General features: G+C 40.9%; 21 protein-coding genes. 14 read left to right on the forward strand and 7 right to left on the reverse strand.

The window, feature by feature from the left end; genetic code table 11:
• Positions 1 to 129 precede the first annotated feature (129 nt).
• Both LC040_18480 and LC040_18485 read right to left on the reverse strand, forming a co-directional pair.
• The gene (locus tag LC040_18480; GenBank protein WLR51126.1) at positions 130 to 537 is read right to left on the reverse strand and encodes a GNAT family N-acetyltransferase; all 408 of its coding nucleotides are present in this window, start codon (positions 535 to 537) and stop codon (positions 130 to 132) included.
• Positions 538 to 857: 320 nt separating this feature from the next.
• Entirely contained in the window at positions 858 to 2270 is a 1413-nt protein-coding gene (locus tag LC040_18485) for a VWA domain-containing protein (GenBank protein ID WLR51127.1), read from the reverse strand.
• Between the two features lie 205 nt (positions 2271 to 2475).
• On the opposite strand from LC040_18485, the gene LC040_18490 reads away from it, so the two are divergent.
• On the forward strand, positions 2476 to 2829 hold the full coding sequence (locus tag LC040_18490) for an MmcQ/YjbR family DNA-binding protein (GenBank protein WLR51128.1): 354 nt from the start codon (positions 2476 to 2478) through the stop codon (positions 2827 to 2829).
• A gap of 21 nt (positions 2830 to 2850) precedes the next feature.
• Here LC040_18490 and LC040_18495 read toward each other — a convergent pair whose 3' ends face one another.
• Genes LC040_18495 through LC040_18510 form a run of 4 tightly spaced genes read right to left on the reverse strand, consistent with a single transcriptional unit; the run spans position 2851 to position 5286 of the window.
• Positions 2851 to 3375, reverse strand: coding sequence for a ferric reductase-like transmembrane domain-containing protein (locus LC040_18495; protein ID WLR51129.1), 525 nt, complete (start codon positions 3373 to 3375; stop codon positions 2851 to 2853).
• On the reverse strand, positions 3372 to 4313 hold the full coding sequence (locus LC040_18500) for an FAD:protein FMN transferase (GenBank protein WLR51130.1): 942 nt from the start codon (positions 4311 to 4313) through the stop codon (positions 3372 to 3374). Before LC040_18500 ends, LC040_18495 begins: the two co-directional genes overlap by 4 nt.
• A complete protein-coding gene (locus LC040_18505) occupies positions 4314 to 4649 on the reverse strand; it encodes a hypothetical protein (GenBank protein WLR51131.1) in 336 nt (111 codons plus the stop codon).
• Positions 4636 to 5286: a copper amine oxidase N-terminal domain-containing protein gene (locus tag LC040_18510; GenBank protein ID WLR51132.1), complete on the reverse strand. Its 651-nt coding sequence runs from the start codon at positions 5284 to 5286 to the stop codon at positions 4636 to 4638. The genes LC040_18505 and LC040_18510 overlap by 14 nt, the downstream gene beginning before the upstream one ends.
• Positions 5287 to 5468: 182 nt before the next feature.
• Here LC040_18510 and LC040_18515 point away from each other — a divergent pair, with 182 nt between their 5' ends.
• The gene (locus LC040_18515; GenBank protein ID WLR51133.1) at positions 5469 to 6200 is read left to right on the forward strand and encodes a VCBS repeat-containing protein; all 732 of its coding nucleotides are present in this window, start codon (positions 5469 to 5471) and stop codon (positions 6198 to 6200) included.
• 58 nt (positions 6201 to 6258) lie between these two features.
• Here the strand turns inward: LC040_18515 and LC040_18520 are convergent, their stop codons facing one another.
• Entirely contained in the window at positions 6259 to 8226 is a 1968-nt protein-coding gene (locus tag LC040_18520) for a methyl-accepting chemotaxis protein (protein ID WLR51134.1), read from the reverse strand.
• 324 nt (positions 8227 to 8550) lie between these two features.
• Here LC040_18520 and LC040_18525 point away from each other — a divergent pair, with 324 nt between their 5' ends.
• The 12 genes from LC040_18525 to LC040_18580 all read left to right on the forward strand — a co-directional run bounded on the left by LC040_18525 (position 8551) and on the right by LC040_18580 (position 18515).
• Positions 8551 to 8856, forward strand: coding sequence for an antibiotic biosynthesis monooxygenase (locus LC040_18525; protein ID WLR51135.1), 306 nt, complete (start codon positions 8551 to 8553; stop codon positions 8854 to 8856).
• Complete coding sequence (locus LC040_18530) at positions 8853 to 9212, forward strand: hypothetical protein (protein WLR51136.1); 360 nt, start codon at positions 8853 to 8855, stop codon at positions 9210 to 9212. The genes LC040_18525 and LC040_18530 overlap by 4 nt, the downstream gene beginning before the upstream one ends.
• Before the next feature lie 16 nt (positions 9213 to 9228).
• Positions 9229 to 9900, forward strand: a complete 672-nt coding sequence (locus LC040_18535) for a cobalamin B12-binding domain-containing protein (GenBank protein WLR51137.1) — start codon at positions 9229 to 9231, stop codon at positions 9898 to 9900.
• Positions 9887 to 10633, forward strand: coding sequence for a hypothetical protein (locus LC040_18540; GenBank protein WLR51138.1), 747 nt, complete (start codon positions 9887 to 9889; stop codon positions 10631 to 10633). Before LC040_18535 ends, LC040_18540 begins: the two co-directional genes overlap by 14 nt.
• A 15-nt stretch (positions 10634 to 10648) precedes the next feature.
• Positions 10649 to 10879 carry an excisionase family DNA-binding protein gene (locus LC040_18545; GenBank protein ID WLR53340.1) on the forward strand — a complete coding sequence of 77 codons (231 nt, stop codon included), beginning with the start codon at positions 10649 to 10651 and terminating at the stop codon, positions 10877 to 10879.
• Between the two features lie 196 nt (positions 10880 to 11075).
• On the forward strand, positions 11076 to 12464 hold the full coding sequence (locus tag LC040_18550; protein ID WLR51139.1) for a methyl-accepting chemotaxis protein: 1389 nt from the start codon (positions 11076 to 11078) through the stop codon (positions 12462 to 12464).
• Between the two features lie 472 nt (positions 12465 to 12936).
• Positions 12937 to 13398, forward strand: a complete 462-nt coding sequence (gene tnpA, locus LC040_18555) for an IS200/IS605 family transposase (protein ID WLR53341.1) — start codon at positions 12937 to 12939, stop codon at positions 13396 to 13398.
• A 172-nt stretch (positions 13399 to 13570) separates the two neighbouring features.
• Complete coding sequence (locus LC040_18560; protein ID WLR51140.1) at positions 13571 to 15025, forward strand: MDR family MFS transporter; 1455 nt, start codon at positions 13571 to 13573, stop codon at positions 15023 to 15025.
• Between the two features lie 61 nt (positions 15026 to 15086).
• Positions 15087 to 16418, forward strand: coding sequence for a cytochrome P450 (locus tag LC040_18565; GenBank protein WLR51141.1), 1332 nt, complete (start codon positions 15087 to 15089; stop codon positions 16416 to 16418).
• Between the two features lie 73 nt (positions 16419 to 16491).
• Complete coding sequence (locus LC040_18570; protein ID WLR51142.1) at positions 16492 to 16863, forward strand: YbaN family protein; 372 nt, start codon at positions 16492 to 16494, stop codon at positions 16861 to 16863.
• A 124-nt stretch (positions 16864 to 16987) separates the two neighbouring features.
• On the forward strand, positions 16988 to 17770 hold the full coding sequence (locus LC040_18575; GenBank protein WLR51143.1) for an ABC transporter ATP-binding protein: 783 nt from the start codon (positions 16988 to 16990) through the stop codon (positions 17768 to 17770).
• Positions 17760 to 18515, forward strand: coding sequence for an ABC transporter permease (locus LC040_18580; protein ID WLR51144.1), 756 nt, complete (start codon positions 17760 to 17762; stop codon positions 18513 to 18515). Before LC040_18575 ends, LC040_18580 begins: the two co-directional genes overlap by 11 nt.
• Positions 18516 to 18520: the final 5 nt, after the last annotated feature.

Here is an 18520-nt window from a genome sequence, read left to right on the forward strand (position 1 = left end):
CCTCCTCATACATGATTTCATGTATGAGTTTAACTTAGCTCTGCGTAGGCCTCATTGATTTAAGTCAAGAAATCAATTTTTTTGTATATGTGGGTTTCCTGACCAGACTAGGCGACTTTGACTTGAAGCTTATCGTTTTCCTCGCTTTGACATCCCGATTGCAAACTTTTCAAACCCAAACGTTTCATAATAAGCTTCTAAGCTTTCTTCACACATAAGTTGTGGAATAACACCATTTTGTTCACAATGTTCAATCATTCTTTTCATCATTTCTTTTCCGATACCGTTAGATTGGTGGCTTGGTAAAACACCTAGCCCGCAAATAATGCCAGTAATAACACCATCTGAAATAATTCGTCCCATGCCTATCAAATGTTCGCCATCATAGGCATAAATCGCATACCAGCTCTGTTTGCACATTTTTTCTAAATCAGAGGAGGTTAGCTTAAGTGAATTCCACCCTAAAGCTTCATATACAGTTTCTAACTCAGCAAAGTTATCTGGACCATTCATTGAATATGTTATCCGTTTTTCCATTAAAACAGCTCCTTCTATCCCAATTTGTTCAGCCAATCAACGAGAAGGTTGATCAATATATATTCCATCCTGACAATTCGGACAGATAACTTCATCATGCCATATTTCATCTATTGGTTTATTAGGATTTTCTAAAAGGTCATAAAGCACAAGCGAAACTTTACATGATTTACAGGCTTTATGTTACTTTTTTCTATAGTATTGTTTAACTTGTTGGTTAGCTGTTCTTCTTGCGACAATTAAGATTCGCAGGAATTATGGCAGTCCATCATTAGCAAGAAGAAAGTGCAACGAGAGGTTGTGGAGCAGTTTCAATTTGTTTACTCATTAAACCATGTCTGGCCGCGTTCTTCTTTTAATTTTCTCATCTTTTCGACCCACTTATCAATCTTATCGCGAATCGCAGCGGCTTTGGCATCAGTTTTATCACGGTTTTCTTCAGCGAGTGTGTAATACAATTCTTTGATGGCTTTCTGGCGTTTGTCAGACCATTCCTCCAATTGTGAGGCTTGTTCTTCTGAAATCCATTCATTGTCGGACATAACTTCAATGGCTTCATCGATTCGAAGCGTTTCACGCCAACCGATATACCAAAGCTTATGCGGGAACTCTTCTGCGTTATCATATTCATCTCCAATTTCCCAGCCGTCTGGAGCCATTGTATGTGCCCACGCTAAATCCATAAAGGACGGCAACCACTCATATTGAATCGTGTTTTCTAGCTCTTGTGGGTTATCAGCTTTATAGTAGTTTCCATTGCCAGCCTCTGCTACTTCCTTCAATTGATTTTCTGCTTCAGCATCTACATCAAATCCGATAATATTTACCGCATTGTTCGTGTTGCTTGCAGCAAGTGTTTTGCTGGCCTGAACAGGGTCACCGCCACATGTTTCAGCACCATCACTTACTATGTAAACCGTCGTTCCGCCTTCATATCCTTCACTCATGTCAGTCGCTTTTTGAATCGCTCCTGCAAGCGGGGTCCATCCTTTACTTTCAAATGAGTTAACCGCCTCTTGAAAGCTTTCTTTCTTGTATTCTCCCATTGGATAGATTTCTTCAATTCCGGAACATGACTTCTCCTTATCACTGTCAGCTTCAGAACCTTTATGGCCGTAGACAACGAGCGAAACCTCACTGGTTTGGCCAATGGATTGTGCGAAGCTTTTTACCGCATTCTTTGCAATCTGCATTTTCATCTTTCCGTCTGCTTGCAGCAGCATACTTGAGCTGGCATCAAGTAGAATGATTGCTTTACTAGGAGCTTCTTTCTTTTCTTGACTTTCTGATTTTGTCGGGTCAGGTAAATAAGGCTCTTGAAATTGAGGTTTATAGTTTTCTGATTGATCAATTACTTTTTCATAGTGTGGGCTTGCAAGCAGAGAGAGCAGCCCTTTCTTTATTGTGTCTATGTCATCAGCAGACTCTGTCAGCTCTTGCAGCTTATCCGGCAATTTACTTTCAACCTCAGGTGAGAGTTCAGGTAGATGGAACCCATTGAATTCCTGAACATCCTCTTCATATGGTAAATGCTCCATCATCGTTCCACCTGGCAGATTCCTCAACGCTTCACGCGATACATCAAGCTCAATCGATTCGTAATTCTGTTTCGGTTCTTTTGTTTCTTCTATTTCCTGTTTGTCGACCTCTTTCGTTGCAGCTTCCTCTTGGTTATTGCACGCTGTCAGTAAGAACAATGTGAGGATCACTAACAATAAGCTTCGCCGCCTCATGATAATACCTCCATTTGCATTTAATCTATTAACATACTGGAAATGTAATTATTATAGCATAAATAGAGGGATTATTTGTAAAAAATAACTATTACGTACTTCTTTTATGGAATTTAATGTATAATATTGTTTGATTTATTGAAAATTGAGAAAAATAGACGAGAGGGACTTTTCCCGATTCAGCTAAAAAGAAAGAAGGATGAGTATGGATAAACAAATGATTCATAACTATTGTATGCACCTAAAAGGAACCACCCATGACTATCAAGAAGAATGGAAAGCGGATCGCTTTTTCGTTGGTGGGAAGATGTATGTCTTAATGGGTGGGGATTCTCAAGGAAAGCCGATTCTAACTGTAAAGTGTGATCCTGATCGGGCAGAAGAGCTGCGAGAGACATATGAAGGGATTGTCCCTGGATATTATATGAATAAGAAGCATTGGAATTCTATTTACTTTGGTTCCGATGTTCCTTATGAGCTTGTTGAAAAGCTCATTGCCCACTCTTACACGCTCGTATTCCAAGGCTTGCCGAAGAAAATGCAACGAGAGATTGTGTAGTTCACTACTGCAAGGATTTATTTAAGCGCTCCTCAAGCGAACCATAAAAATTAGCGAGCCCAACATTACGGACGTAAAGGTATAGAAGATGATCATCCACAAGCTCTCAGAATCGGTTCCTAATAAAACCCCATGAATAAACACAAGGAAGTACGCTGGTAAGGCAAGCATGTGAATCGTACGCCATAATCTTTTGCCGATCTTTTTTATGAAATCTGATGTTAGATATATAAGTGAAAATGCGTACAATGACAAGGTGCCGAACCCTGTTAATATTGGTTGGTATTCGCTCGAAAACGGGATAAAAAGATTTAAAAGAGAAAATGAAATGTAATTATCGATCACGGTCATGGAGCCATGAAACAATCCAATAATTAAGCCAAACCACCCTGTTGTTTGATGAATGACAAGCAGTGCGGGATGATACTTTTTTAAGATCATTTTCGAGCGATACAAGACACCTGTAAGCACGGATGAAAACAACAGGAAATACGACGAGATACCTGAAGCCCGAATCCACTCCCATGTTTGAGCCCATACACTCATGCTAGTTCCAACTTTCTAACAAAATGATTAATCGTACGACTGAATGCAATTCTGCCATCTTCATTAACAAGGACACATGCGGCTGTTGGAAACTTTTCCTCTAGCCAGCTTATTCCTTTTGTAAAAGGGAGCATACAAAGAACTTTTGCAATGACTTCACACTCTGCAGCGCTATGCCCGAAAACTGTGGCTTGAACGACATCGCTATCTGCAGGGACGCCAGTTTTTCCATGAAGTAAATGATGAAGGTGAATATTATTCTTTCCTTTCCAGCTTCGGAACACTTTATTTGAGGTAGCGGCTGCTGCATTTTTTAACGTACAATGTGCGAGATCGTTGTTTTCGTTGAATGGGTCGGCGATTCCGATGTTCTTTTCGTTCTCGCCCCATATGCATAGATCACCGCCCGCATTAATCATTCCTTCTGTTATGTCATAATTATTTTTCATCATTTTAGCCGCTCTATCGACACTCCAGCCTTTTCCGATTCCACCTAAATCGATCGGTTCGGTGACTAGCTTTTCAATTGCATGGATGGCCGGATAAAATTTATATGGTTCATCTGGAAGGGGATGAAAATGATCTAGATTATCGTTTGTCCAGCCGTCTTGAACCCACTCAAAGGACCGGTCATACCCTAATGCTTCCAGTCTCTTTCGTATGAAGGGATTAAAATACCAATCTGTATAACGCGCATAGTCGATTGCATCCTTCACTAAGTCAAAGAGCTCTGGTTCAACCACGACAAAATCCTTTGCCTGATGAAAACGCTCCAAACGATTATTAGGTTGAAACCGTGAATAATGGTGCTCAAAATCTTTAAACCACTGCTTGATTTCCTCTGTCCAATTAGAGGTGCAGGTGGTTCCATGGATAACGATATCGGTATTCATCGCCTGTAAAGCTAGGTATCTTTTCGCTTTTTTTAAGGTCATCATTTACGATCTCCTTGTACGATTTTCTGATGGTGGTAAACCCTCACTCTTTTGTGCTGGCGTGAAAACGATTCCTTTATCTGTTTGGTTCACATCCCAGTTGCCTTCCTCCCAGTCTAGGGAAGAAATCCATTCTTCTCTTTTTTTCAGCTCATTTTGTTTTAATTTCTCAAGCTCAAGGACTGGTTGTTGATTATCAACCGCATCCTGATTGAGTGAAGCCGTTAATGTTGGGGCTTCTGTAGCTTCTTCATTGGTAGTCAAAACGGAAAATATAGCAACAACCGAACTGACACTGCTAATTCCAACAACCCATTTGATCCACTTATTTTTCGCCACTCGTATCCGCTCCTTCTTTTATAAGAAAACCATCCTTTTCATCCCATGTAACTGTGTAGCCAAGCCCATTTGTTATCACACTAAAAGGGGCGAATAACTCATTATTTGAGGTTAGGACAGGCTGAGGCAGCGGTGTTTTCTTCATATCTTCGTACACGACGGTTGAGCCTTCCTTCATGATTAAATGATGGTTGTTTAGAATAACTTCACATGCTTTGATGTCTTCATAATAATGATACTCAGCTCCCAATAAAGCTGAAATGGACGCCAATGGAACATAAATTTGCCCTTGGTATGGAATCACCTTTGCTTGAATGCGGCTTTCATCCACAGTAATGTAAGCTTGATTTTCTTTCATAAAAGGCAATTGTTCATAGGATAAATGGTTGCTCGCACTTCTTGACCAAGTGTGCCATGTTTCTTTCATTTCGATTGTATTTTCAAACCTGGGTTCCTTCTCGTATTCCTCACCTTTGTAGTCATCATAGTCATCATCATCGTCTTCTTCATGTTCATCATAACCTTCATGCTCTTCATATTCGTCATAGTCATCATCAGCAAGAATAGATTGACTAGTAATAAGAGAAAGAAGCATTGTCATAATAGAGATAAAAAAGATTGAACGTTTATATTTCAATTTCAGCCCTCCTATCTTTTCTAGCTACAATGTAACCAGCAAAACTGAAATAAAGATGAAATTTGGGGATATTTTCAAAAAAGTTTGCATCGAGGGCTGTGAGTAAGGTTGACAGTAATCAATTACCGCCCCCGACCATAGAATATAAATGACATACTACTACAACATAAAAGGAGAATTTTATGTATCAATATTATTCGAGGGCGAATATGACGGCTCCAATGATTGTTGCGTTTGCTCGTGGAGATGTAACGGGGGATGGCATGCCTGATAATGTGTATTTAACGGGAACGAAGACTGAGGATAGTCCGTTCATTCAAAATATTACTCTTCTTGTCCAGGATGGAAGAACAGGTGCCGCGACAAGTGTTCCGCTTAAGGAAAATGCAGGCTATAACCCGACGTTATTTTTAGGAGATTTTAATGGGAATAGGGTAGCGGATATACTGATTAGAATTAATTCAGGCGGTAGTGGTGCGTTTACGTATGATTATCTGTATTCCTTTATCAGCAATACTCCACAGCTGCTTTTTGATTCTAACGACTATAATGAGCAGTACCAGTATGAAGTGACATATCAAGATAACTACAAAGTGCAAGTGATTAGCGAGGAGAATAATGAGAAGTATATCATTGATATTTCAACAAGGGATGCGGAGTATTTAAATGAAATATATGATGAAGACGGCAAGCTGAAAAGCCCAATCACTGGTTTTGTGAACCCGTTAAGTGGGTTATATCCAGTTGACTTTGATTCTAACGGTGTGTTTGAGTTATTAGCCTATCAAAAAATCGCCGGAAGATATAATGCGGACGCTTTGGGATATGTGTTAAACACATTGTGCTGGAAGGAGAGTCAGTTTGTTTTAACGAATCAGAACGTAGCGATTTTCGGGGTAGAGATGAGCGAATAAAGGGAAAAAACCTTACCGGCTGAGCTTGTTGGTAAGGTTCTTTCGAAGGAAAAAGCTCTTACATTTTAAATCGATTCACGGCCTCTTCGAGAGTTTCGGCTGTTTGGTTTAATTCGTTTGTTTCTTTTGAGATGCGTTCAATAATTAGTAATTGCTCATCTGTGACTGTGTCAACTTCCCTTGAATGTTCGACGGTTTTTTGGGCAATTTTATTAAGCTCTTCAATGGAAGCCATGATTTGTTCGGCTGATGCTGACATTTGTTGTGTTGCTGCTGAGACCTCTTGGATTTCAGCTGACATTTCCTTGGAAGAAGAAAGAATCACATCAAAAGCTCGGTCTGCTTGTGTAACGTCATTTATTCCTTGCTTTACTTCTAGGACGCCGTTGTTCATTGCTTCTACTGCCTGGTTTGTGTCACTTTGAATTTCTTTAATGAGGTTGACGATTTGACCTGCAGATTGATTTGATTGCTCCGCCAACTTTCTTACTTCATCTGCCACAACTGCAAAGCCTTTTCCATGTTCGCCTGCTCGGGCAGCTTCGATTGCGGCGTTAAGAGCAAGTAGATTGGTTTGTTCTGAAATGGTAGTAATCACTCCAACAATGTCGCTGATTTCATTGGAACGGCTGCCTAATCCTTTAATGACATTTGCTGATTCGTGGACAACAGAGCTTATTTTTTCCATCTGTTTCATCGTCTTCTTGATCGCTTCGTTGCCTTCTTGTGTATGTTTGACACCAACCTCGGAAAAGTTGGCAACATGTGTCGCGTTCTCGGAAACTTTCTGAATAACAGAGGTCATCTCTGCCATCGCTGTTGTACTTTCTTCGACACTCATTAATTGCGTCTCGACACCACTGCTTAGCTCGGAAATGGTCTTAGAGACTTGTTGTGCACCATTATTTACAGCGGTCATATCTTCTAAAAATGAATGAGCGGATGATTTTACATTGTTAGTGGATTCGCGCACTCCTTGCACTAACTGCTGTAGGTTGTTGATTGTTTTATTATAGCTGTATCCAAGCTGAGCAACTTCGTCTTTGCCAGCAGGGGTGAGTTCATGAGAAAGGTTTCCTGATTCAAGCACAGTAAAGGCCTGGTTTAACCGTTGAATTGGCATTGTAATCTTTCTTGCAACAATATACATACTGATTGAACCAATGACTAGAAAAGCAAGTGAAAGGGTGAGCAATATATTTCTAAGTTTTATTACAGGTGCGTATAGTTCTTCGGAAGGTGCACCATAGATGACACCCCATTTATCCTCGGTTGATGCAAATGCGGCAAGCTTTTCAACACCTTCAATTGTATAAAGTCTTGTACCGCTTTTGCCATTCTGGATTTCTTGGAAAATCTCAGTGAGTGCTGCTACATTAAAATCTTGAATGGTTCCGGTTCCGATCATTTCTTCCTTTGGATGATAAATAATTCTTCCGGTTGCACCAAATAACCCAGCATAACCTGTTTCCCCGAATTTCGCATCCTTTACAAAGTTGGTGATTTCCTCTAGGGGAATACCAGCAGCAATGAATCCAACCGGCTTTTCATTAATCTTAATTGGAGCTGCAACTACTGTAATGAGGTTCCCTGTTGCCTTATTAAAGACAGGGTCCATAATGGCAATCTTTCCTTCGCCTATCTCTTTAATGTAAGAGCGATCCGAAACATCAATAACCGCTTCTGTATCGGTGATTACATTTTTGCCGGTAAGGTCATGTGAATAAACGACTGTCTCAAAGCCTGACAAGCTACCTTTTGCTTGTTGGATTAATTTCAACTGCAATTCATCGTTTCCGAAGTTTTTCGAAGCTGCGACTGCAAGAGTCTCAACTGTTGCCTTTTTTTGCTGTAAGAAAACGTCCATTTGATTTGTTAAATTAACCGCTTCCTTCGTGGCTTCGATTTCTAAGCTGTTTTTTAGCAATGATGTTGATGTAAAGTAACTAACGAGTGAAACAACCAAAAGCCCCCCAAATAATAGTGATGCGATAATCATGATTAATTTTAATTTTAAACTTTTCAACCCATCTCCACCCCCAAATTACATAATAATACAAAAAACTTAAAATATTTGTATTATTATGTAATTCGACATTACGTAATTAATACCTTTTGAAATTGAGTAATCTTTCATAGGATTATTAGCCTATACATGTTGTTTTGTGAGGATGGAAAGCTTTTTGAGGTAAGGAAATTAGGCGAAGTTAGCTAAAATCCCTATTGCCCCCTAGAATGCATGAGTTGTTCATTCGATACAAGATGAGGATAATGGTAAGATAGGGATTATAGGCTCGAATAGTTGTTTGGGTTTAGAATGAATTTTTCAGTATTAGAAAAGAGGGATTGAGTGTATATCGTAAATTCGATTGTGAACGTACCTCCAGAAAAGGCTGAAGAAGTGATTGCGATCTACCGCAAGCGGTCTAAGCTTGTTGATGATTATAGAGGATTTCTTTCGTTTCAATTGCTGCAAAATGACGTGAAGCCGGAAGAGTTAACGGTTCATATGGAGTGGGAGACGAAGGAAGATTATTTGAACTGGGTATCGAGTGAGGCCTATAAGAAGGTTCACGAATTAGAGAAGAATTACCCTGACCAAGAGCTTGCATCTGTGAAGCCGGTTGTTCAACGATACAAGGTGGTGGCAGAATGAACGCTACCTTCGTAGAGCAGATGGTCGATCAGATTACAGAAGATATATATGCAGATTTCCCGGATTTATTAGACAAGTATGGTGAGGCTGGAAAAGATAAATGCCGTGATGATAACCAGCACCACTTTCGGCAGCTGCATACCGCATACAAGCTTCGTAACGACCAAATATTTGTCGATTACGCACTCTGGTTAGATGGGATCTTAACATCTCGGGGAATGAAAACGACTCTTTTGATTGATAACTTTGTACGGATTGAAAAAGTATTACAAGAAACAGAGCATACAGAAGAGACAGACAGCTATCTGCGTCTATTGAAGAAAGCCAACGAGGCATTAGCTGCAAAGGCTGAGTAAAGGTAAGGTGATAAATTTGCCCCAACAAGTAAATGATTTGGCTCAACACTTTCTTGCCGGAGATCAAGATACAGCGTGGGAGCTCATCCAGAGTGACTTTCATAAAGAGAAAGATACACTCTACATCTTTAACTCCCTTATAACTGAAGCGATGCGGATGATTGGAAAGTGGTGGGAGATTGGTAAGATTACCGTCGCTGATGAGCACCTAGCAACGACGACTTGTGATTTTGTGATAACACGGTATCATTTTCAAGTGAAGAAACAGCAGGACAAGCAAGAAATTCAGGAAAGACCGAAAGCGATGTTTCTATGCTTAGAACAAGAGCAGCATTATCTTGGTTTGAAAATGACAGCTCTTCTCTTTGAAGAGAACGGATGGGATGTTCGGCTGATGGGACCGAGCTTGCCGCTGGAGTATGCAGAGACAACTGCAAAGGAATGGAAGCCTGATTTGATCGGCTTATCTGTAACAATTATGTATCATGCAGAACGTCTTGAGCAGTATGTGGAAACACTTGAAAGCATAGAGCATAAGCCGACAATTATGGTTGGAGGCAGATTAACCGCTGCTTATGATTTCTCATTATATTGCTCACAGGAAACGAAGATTCTCACGAGTTTAGAGGAAGTGAGTGCTTGGCTTAGTGAGGAAGGGAATAGGAGTAAGAAAAATGTCAGCAACTGATTTCTTGCCTTATCCTTATTTTAAGGTTGATAAGGACTTTATAATCTTATCTGCCTCTAAGCTTGCGCAGGAACAGTTTGCCTCAAGTGAGCAATTTCTTTCTTTAATAGATGATGAAAGTAAGGGGAAAGCCGTTCAGGTGTTGGGTGGTTCGGTGGAACGAGAGGAAACAGAATTAGTCATGCATACGAATGATTCGCCTGTCGCTCTCTTTACTGTTTCAATTCAGTGGGAGAACGAGGTTGGGCATGTAATCTGTATTGAAAAGGACTCCCAGATTGCAGACTTAACAGCGCTTGTTCAGAAACATCGCCATCGCCTTGCTGAAACAGACTTTGAATTACTGGAAAGAAAAGAAGAAGTCGAGCAGGCAATCTTGAAAATCCAGAAGCTGTCCTGTCCATTTATCACCTTAACAAGTGATATAGCGTTGATTCCTCTCTTCGGAAATATTAATCATAGGTTAATTGCCGTTAACCAAGAACGGTTGCTTAACAGCTGTTATACTAGTGAATATGAGCAAATTTTAATCGATTTTAACGGTGTTGGAGAGCTGACGAACGAAGGTGTTAATGCATTTCGAAGCTTGGTGAAGCAGTTCAACTTGTTAGGGCTTCAATGCTTCGTAATAGGCTTGAAGCCATCTCATGTTTTTTATTTGAATGATTACAAAGCTGAACTGGGTGTCAGCTTTGCAGGAAGCTTAAGCGAAGTTCTTGCACAACTAAACTAAATAAAGGTGAAGATGATGTATCTAACAATAAAGGAAACAGCCGAATATCTTGCTTTTCCAGAATCATATATAAAGAGCTTAATTCAACAAAAACGAATTCGCACCGTTCACGATGGCGAGCAATACCTCATTAATAAAGACCAATTCAACACCCATTTAGAGCAGATGGAAAAATATAAGGCGCTAATTGAAGAAATACTCAATGAACCGATTCCAGAAGATCTTGATGTGAAGGATGAGGATTAAGAGTGATGAAGCTTATCAGCTATTAGTAGTTGGTAAGTTTTTTTATGTATTAATAGTATGAAAAGACTACAAAATTAACAAAATTTTAAAATTATTTTTATCTTTTGAAAAGTATTTTGTGAAATAATAGGGAGTGCAGCCTAAAAATGACTTATATTTGGATTTCATACAATACTTGGGTGTAGGGGTGTGAAGTATGTTAACGGTAATCTATGAAAAGCTCAAAAGTAAAAGTATTGAGCCGCATGAGGTAGTGGGGGAGCAAACGAAGGAAGTAAAGGAGATATTGCAACGAGCGCTTGCGGGTGATTTAACGGTACGGCTGAACTTAGCTGAAGACCATGCTTGCTATGAGCTAGGCCTTCTCGTTGATCAGCTTCTCGATAAGTATGATAAAAATATGAATCAGCTGTCATTAGACTTAACTGACATCGTCAAATTAAGCGTAGATGAGAACTCATTTATTAATAAAGTAAAGCAAGATTCGGTTAATCTTGGGACGAACTTGGATGCAATTGTAGGGGCATCAGAAGAGCTAGCAGCCTCCGTACAATCTGTGTCAACGAATAATACACATGCAACAACAAACATCCGCCAAGCTGGAACGATGGCGCAAGAGGTGCAGGAAGAATTAAATCAATCTGTAAGCAACACGAAGCAAGTAAAGAATAATTTCCAAATCTTAACCAAGCAAGTTGATTCGCTTAACGATCAAGTCGGCTCAATTGGGAAAATGGTCGGCTTGATTAATGAAATTGCTGAACAAACAAACTTATTAGCATTGAATGCCTCAATTGAAGCGGCGCGTGCAGGGGAGCAAGGCAAAGGGTTCGCAGTCGTAGCAAATGAGGTAAGAAAGTTAGCTGAACAAACGAAGAAATCAGTCGAGGATATCCACCGAAATGTGCAAGGTATTCAGAAGGAAGCAACGAAAACTTCTGAAGAGATGGGTGACATGACGAACTTAATAGAGGTTAGTCATACAGGTATTACCGAATGTCATCAAAATATGCAGCAAATGATGGAGTACTTAGAGGTGAGTATTCATGAAATCGCAGAAATCGCGCCGATGATTGAAGAGCAATCAGCTACCTTTGAAGAAATAACGGCAACGATTTCCGATATGAAGCACACGATGACGAAAACAACAGAAGACATTTCAGATAGTTCCACGAATCTGTTTGAATTAGGTAAAGTAACTGAGAACCTGCGAAATGACATTAGTGGATATACAGTAAGTCTAACTTCAAACAATATTATCGATTTAGCGAAAACCGATCATCTTCTCTGGCGTTGGAAAATTGAAAACATGCTTGCAGGCCGTATTCAATTAGATGCTGAGAAGGTGAAGGACCATCGTTTGTGCCGATTAGGTAAATGGTATTTTGGAGAAGGAAAGACACAATTCAGTGGGAATCAAACATTTGCCGAGTTAGACAGTCTTCATAAGAGATTTCATGAAACATGTGCACAAGCGATTAACTATTTCAATCAAGGAAACTCTTCAAAGGCTGAAGAATGCTATGTTGATTTGAAAGCATTAAGTAAAGAAGTTCTACATATGCTAGACCTCTTAAAAAGTTAACAGTCTTGACTTTCCTGTAAATTCTTGTTTAAGATAAGATCATTATATGTCGGAAGGGTGAAGGAAGTACAATGATTAACTAATCCTGTTTCTATGAAAAAACATTCGTTATAGGTTGCGAAATGATTTTCTGGATAGGATTAGTCTGTACTTTTGTTGATGAGCCCGAGCTAGATGAGTACGTGCTTATTTTTCCTATTCAGAAAAGATGATAGTGAACGGTGTTTTTTCTGAATAGGATTAGTAATGACCGTACCCAGCGAGGAAAGTCTGCCTTGCTGTATGTTCTCATTGCCTCCTATTCAGAAAAATGAATGGGAGGCTTTTTAATGGTTTAGAAAACCCCTGGCTATGCCGGGGGTTCTAGATAGCTTATAGCGTGGTAATAAAAAAATCCCCCTTCATGGTAAGATAAAGTTGGTTTCCCGACCACTTTATCTCGCCATAGAAGGAGGAATGCCCCTTGAAGGACATGAATAGTTTAGCACACACAACATGGAATTGTAAGTATCACATTGTGTTTGCGCCAAAGTACAGAAGACAGATTATTTATGGAAAATATAAAAAGAGTATTGGACAAATTATCCGGGATCTATGTGAACGAAAAGGTGTGGTGATCCATGAAGCCAATGCCTGTCCGGACCACATTCATATGTTAGTTAGTATCCCACCTAAATTGAGTGTGTCTCAATTCATGGGTTACTTGAAAGGGAAGAGCAGTCTCATGATTTTCGATCGACATGCCAATTTAAAATACCGATATGGAAACCGGAAATTTTGGTGTAGAGGCTTTTATGTTGATACGGTGGGTCGAAACAAGAAGCGAATACAAGACTACATTCGAAATCAGCTGGTGGAAGACTATCGAGCTGACCAGTTAACATTGTTCGAAGAGTTTGATCCGTTCACAGGACAAAGAAATAAGAAAAAATAAGGAAATTCTTTAGAATTGGTGAGTGAATGTGGTGCATAAGGGAAACCCTTTCAGTGGGCCTTTAAGGCCGAGGCCGGTAAAAGAGGCTTTCAGCCGCAGAGCAAACCACCAGTTCACACTGGTGGTTTTGATTTCGTGCCTGCTGTTCAACTTTGAGAACGGAGGAAAAGGGATGGAAGCAAAAGTAAATACGAAAGCGATTTTAATTACGTTTATGATCGGGGCGTTTTTTGCCATTTTAAATGAAACGTTGCTTAATATTGCGCTGACAGAATTAATGAATGTGTTTGAAGTGCCAGCTCCAACTGTGCAGTGGCTCGCAACGGGGTTCATGCTTGTAATGGGTGTGCTCATGCCAATCTCGGCACTGCTCATTCAATCATTCACGACGAGACAAATGTTTATCGGTGTGATGAGTATCTTCTTAGCTGGGACGGTTATTGCCGCAAGTGCAGTTAATTTTCCGATGCTGTTAGCAGGCCGTATGATTCAAGCAATCGGAACAGGACTGTTAATACCTGTTATTATGAATGCTATCTTACTGCTTTATCGACCTGAGGTTCGTGGAAAGATTATGGGAACATTCGGGTTAGTGATTATGTTTGCTCCTGCTATCGGGCCAACTTTATCAGGGGTTATTGTTGATATGCTTGGCTGGCGTTGGTTGTTCTTATCTGTTATCCCATTTGCGATCTTTTCCATTTTGTTTGCGCTAAAATATTTGCAAAATGTCGGGGAAGTCACGAAACCGAAAGTGGATGTACTCTCAATCGTGCTTTCAACCATCGGAATTGCGGGGATCATTTATGGATTTAGCAGTGCAGGTGAACATGGGCAAGGATTCTTATCACCGTCAATCATCGCGATTATTGCTGGAAGCCTGCTGAGCTTGTTGTTATTCGTGCTACGTCAGCTGAAGCTGGAGGAACCGCTGTTAGATGTCAGGGTGTTCAAATATCAAAGCTATGCACGTGGAATTACGCTCTTTGTGTTCGTCATTATGGCGATGTTTGCCTCAGAAATTGTGATGCCGATGTATTTGCAAGGTCCGCTCGGCTACAGTGCAAAGGTAGCGGGGTTACTACTTCTGCCTGGAGCATTGTTAAACGGACTGATGTCGCCTGTAATGGGTAATCTATTTGATAAATACGGTCCGCGCAAGCTGATCATTCCAGGCACAATCGTATTATCAAGTGTGATGCTTTTCTTTAGTAAAATTAATGCATCCGTGCCGGTAGGCTTTTTCATTTTTGCGTATATTGTGTTGATGCTGTCAATTTCAGCGATTATGATGCCAGCGCAGACGAACGGCTTGAACGCCCTGCCGAAGCATTTGTATCCGCATGGGACAGCGATTGCGAATACACTGCAGCCAGTCGGAGGTGCTCTTGGTGTGTCGGTGTTCGTCAGTATTATGACACAAGGGAAGAATGGCTACCTGGCTGAGCAAACAGGTCCAATGACAGAGCAGATGATGAATGAGGCGATGACGCTTGGTGTTCATCATGCCTATTGGTTTGCGTTAAGCTTAAGTCTTGTTGCCTTCCTTATTTCGCTCTTTGTGAAAAAAGCGGTTGCGCCAGATTTTGAACCGACTGAACATGCTGAGCAACCCATTAAAACCTGAAATTTCCTTTTGATTCTGTTATTGTTTTAACTACAGTATTGTGCGGAAGGAACGGATTAAGATGAGTCGAATTGTTGATATCGAAAGCTCAAGAATTAAAAATTTCATTGAATTTCAGCGAGATCCGCTTCATTTTTTAGTGAGGTTAGTGGGCAAAGGTGATGTTATTTCTCTGCGGACTAGTACGTTTCAATCAGCTTATGTCGTCAATTCGCCTGAGTTTGTGCGTGCTGTCTTAGTGACACATGAACAAGAAATGAAGAAGGGCCGTTCATCGGATGTATTGCGCCGGACAGTCGGGGATGGGCTGCTGACTGCAGAGAATGAAAAGCACCGCCAGCAACGGAAGTATATGCAGCCAGCTTTTTATAAGGAGCGGATCGAAGCGTATGCACAGACGGTCATTCGTGAGGCTGAGAAATTAGCGCAAAAGCTTGAGCACGGCCAGACCGTTGATGTTCACAGTGAGATGATGAAGCTGACGTTATCGATTATAACGAAAACAATGTTTGATACATCCGTAGATGGTGTGAAGGAAAAGTTAGCGGAAGCGGTTGATTTGACGATTGAGCAGACGGCTAAGGCGTTATTTTCACCGCTTATTTTACCAATGAGTGTGCCGACGAAAGGGAATCGGGATCATAAGCAGGCCATTGCTACGTTAGAGGATATGATTTTTACAACATTGCAGGAAGCAAAGGAAGGGAAGCATTCGACAAATTCGTTATTGGGGATGCTGCTTGATACGAAGGATAGCGACGGGAACCCCATTTCTGATGTGGAAATTCGTGATCAGATGATGACGATGCTGCTTGCGGGCCATGAAACAACCGCCAATGCCTTAACATGGGTGTTCTATTCGTTAAGCAAGCATCCTGAAATAAGAGAAAAGGTTGTTGCGGAAGTAAGGCAGTGCGAGCGGCCATTTGGATTTGGGTCGTTGCAAACATTATCGTATACAAGGCAGGTCATTGATGAAACACTTCGGCTCTATCCGCCGGCATGGATTATTTTAAGAGAATCAGAAGGACCTGTTCAAATGCTCGGTGAGTCGTTTCCGAAGAAAAGTTCGTTTCTCATTTCCCCATACGCAATTCATCGTAACCCTGAGGTGTTTGCTGAACCGCTTTCTTTTAGGCCGGAGCGCTTTGCCGCTGGTAAAACGTATGAGCCATTTCAATATTTTCCGTTTGGCGGGGGACCACGGGGCTGTATTGGTTCGCGCTTTGCGATAATGGAAGCAATCTTGATTTTAGCAGTTTTAAGTGAGCGTCTCTCATTTCACCATTTGGAAAAAGAAATTATCCCAGAACCGCTTGTTTCATTACGGATTAAAGGCGGGCTGCCTGCAAAAGTGGTACGCCGTGAACAAGAGAAGCAGAGAACCGTTTGATGGTTTCCTGCTTCTCTTGCTTTCTCGTGCTATAATGTAAGGTGTTTGAAGTATTGTTTGGAGGCACGTTTGTATGCGTAATCTTTATAAATATATCTTAATCGGCATTGGCTATCTATCCATTGCGCTCGGTGTAGTTGGGATTGTGCTGCCGTTAATTCCTACAACTCCGCTATTATTATTAGGAGCCTATTGTTTGTTCAAGTCATCACCACGTCTTTATGAAAAGCTAATGAACCATAAGCTTTTAGGCGGCTATATCAAAAGGTGGCGCTCTGGTGAAGGAATTCCGCTTAAGTCAAAAATCATCGTCATTGCACTGCTTTGGCTCGCAATCGGCTATTCAGTAGCCTTCATGATTCCACTCTTATTTGTGAAAATCCTGCTCCTTGGCATTGCCTCAACCGTAACCATCTACTTAATAAAAATGAAAAGTGCTAATTAACCACTACGGGATGTAACCTGTGGTGGTTTTTAGGTTAATACCCATTGACATATCGGTATCATCTGTTATAATTTTTTAAAACCGATTAAACAAATAGGAATTATAAATATAAGGGGATGGCACTATGTTTCTCGAAATCCAAGACGTTAATAAACGCTTCCCTTACAAAGATAAGGAAGAATTAACCGTTCTAAAAGAAATAAATGTTTCGGTCGAAAAAGGCGAATTCATTTCGCTGCTAGGCCCGTCTGGTTGTGGCAAATCGACCTTGCTTTCGATTGTTTCAGGGCTCGTCAAACCATCAGATGGAAAGTTGTTGCTCAATCAACAGGAAATTAAAAAGCCAGGTCCTGATAAAGGAATGGTCTTTCAAGAGGCAGCGCTTTTCCCGTGGATGAGCGTATTAGAAAATGTGATGTTTCCGCTTCGGAAGAAAATGAGCAAAGAGCAGCAAAAATCAGTTGCGATGGAACATCTTAAGATGGTGCACCTAGCACCGTTTGCAGATAGTTATCCGCATTCACTTTCTGGAGGAATGCAGCAGCGTGTTGCAATTGCCCGGGCGCTTGCGATGGACCCGGAGCTTTTATTAATGGATGAACCGTTCGGGGCACTCGATGAGCAGACGAGAAGTATGCTGCATGAAGAACTCGAACATATTTGGCTGAAGACGAAGAAAACGATTTTGTTTGTTACGCACAACATTAGTGAAGCGATTAAGCTGTCAGACCGCATCTTAGTAATGGGAACGCGTCCAGGCAGTATTATCAAGGACTATCGTGTTGACTTACCGCGTCCAAGAACAAACGTAAGAGAGCAAATGGTCGAAATGGAAGATGAAATCATGCAGGTTCTTGGAAAGGAAATTGAAAAAGTAAAGAAAGAGGAATTGCAATATGAACACTAAGGTGAAGCAGCTACTCTTTTATATTGGATTTATCGCGGTTTGGCAATTGTTATATGGAATGGGCATTTGGCCGCCATCTGCATTTCCATCACCACTGCAAGTATTACAGACACTCTGGGCTCGAACGTTAGATTTAACGCTATTACAGGATCTACTAGCAAGCTTTAAGCATTTATTTATCGGCTATGGCATTGCGCTTGTGCTTGGAACATTGTTAGGAGTAACGCTTGCAAAATGGAAAACGGCTGACCAAACGCTAGGAAATTTAATTCTCGCTTTACAGAGCGTGCCAAGTATTGCTTGGCTTCCACTCGCAATTATTTGGTTCGGCTTATCCGAAACAGCGGTTATCTTCATTGTCGTGCTAGGCGGAACATTTGTCATGACAATTAATATGCGGATCGGTATCAAAAACGTACCACCGCTTTATTTAAGAGCTGCGAAGACAATGGGCTCAGAAGGAATGGATTTATTTTGGAAGGTTATCATTCCAGCTTCCATCCCACACGCTGTAACAGGGATGAGGCTTGCTTGGGCGTTCGGCTGGCGTGCATTAATGGCTGGTGAAATTTTAAGCACAGGGCCAGGGTTAGGTTACACATTAAAGTACGCCTCTGACTTCGGTGATTCAGCACTTGTTGTCGGGATTATTATCATTATCGGTGTGATCGGCACAATTGCCGACCAAATTGTATTTAAGCGAATGGAAAGTAAAGTTCTTAGTCGCTGGGGATTAGAATCTTAAAGTTT

The sequence above is a fragment of the Bacillus tianshenii genome (assembly GCA_020524525.2).
In the GTDB taxonomy this organism is placed as follows: Bacteria; Bacillota; Bacilli; order Bacillales; family Bacillaceae_N; genus Bacillus_AV.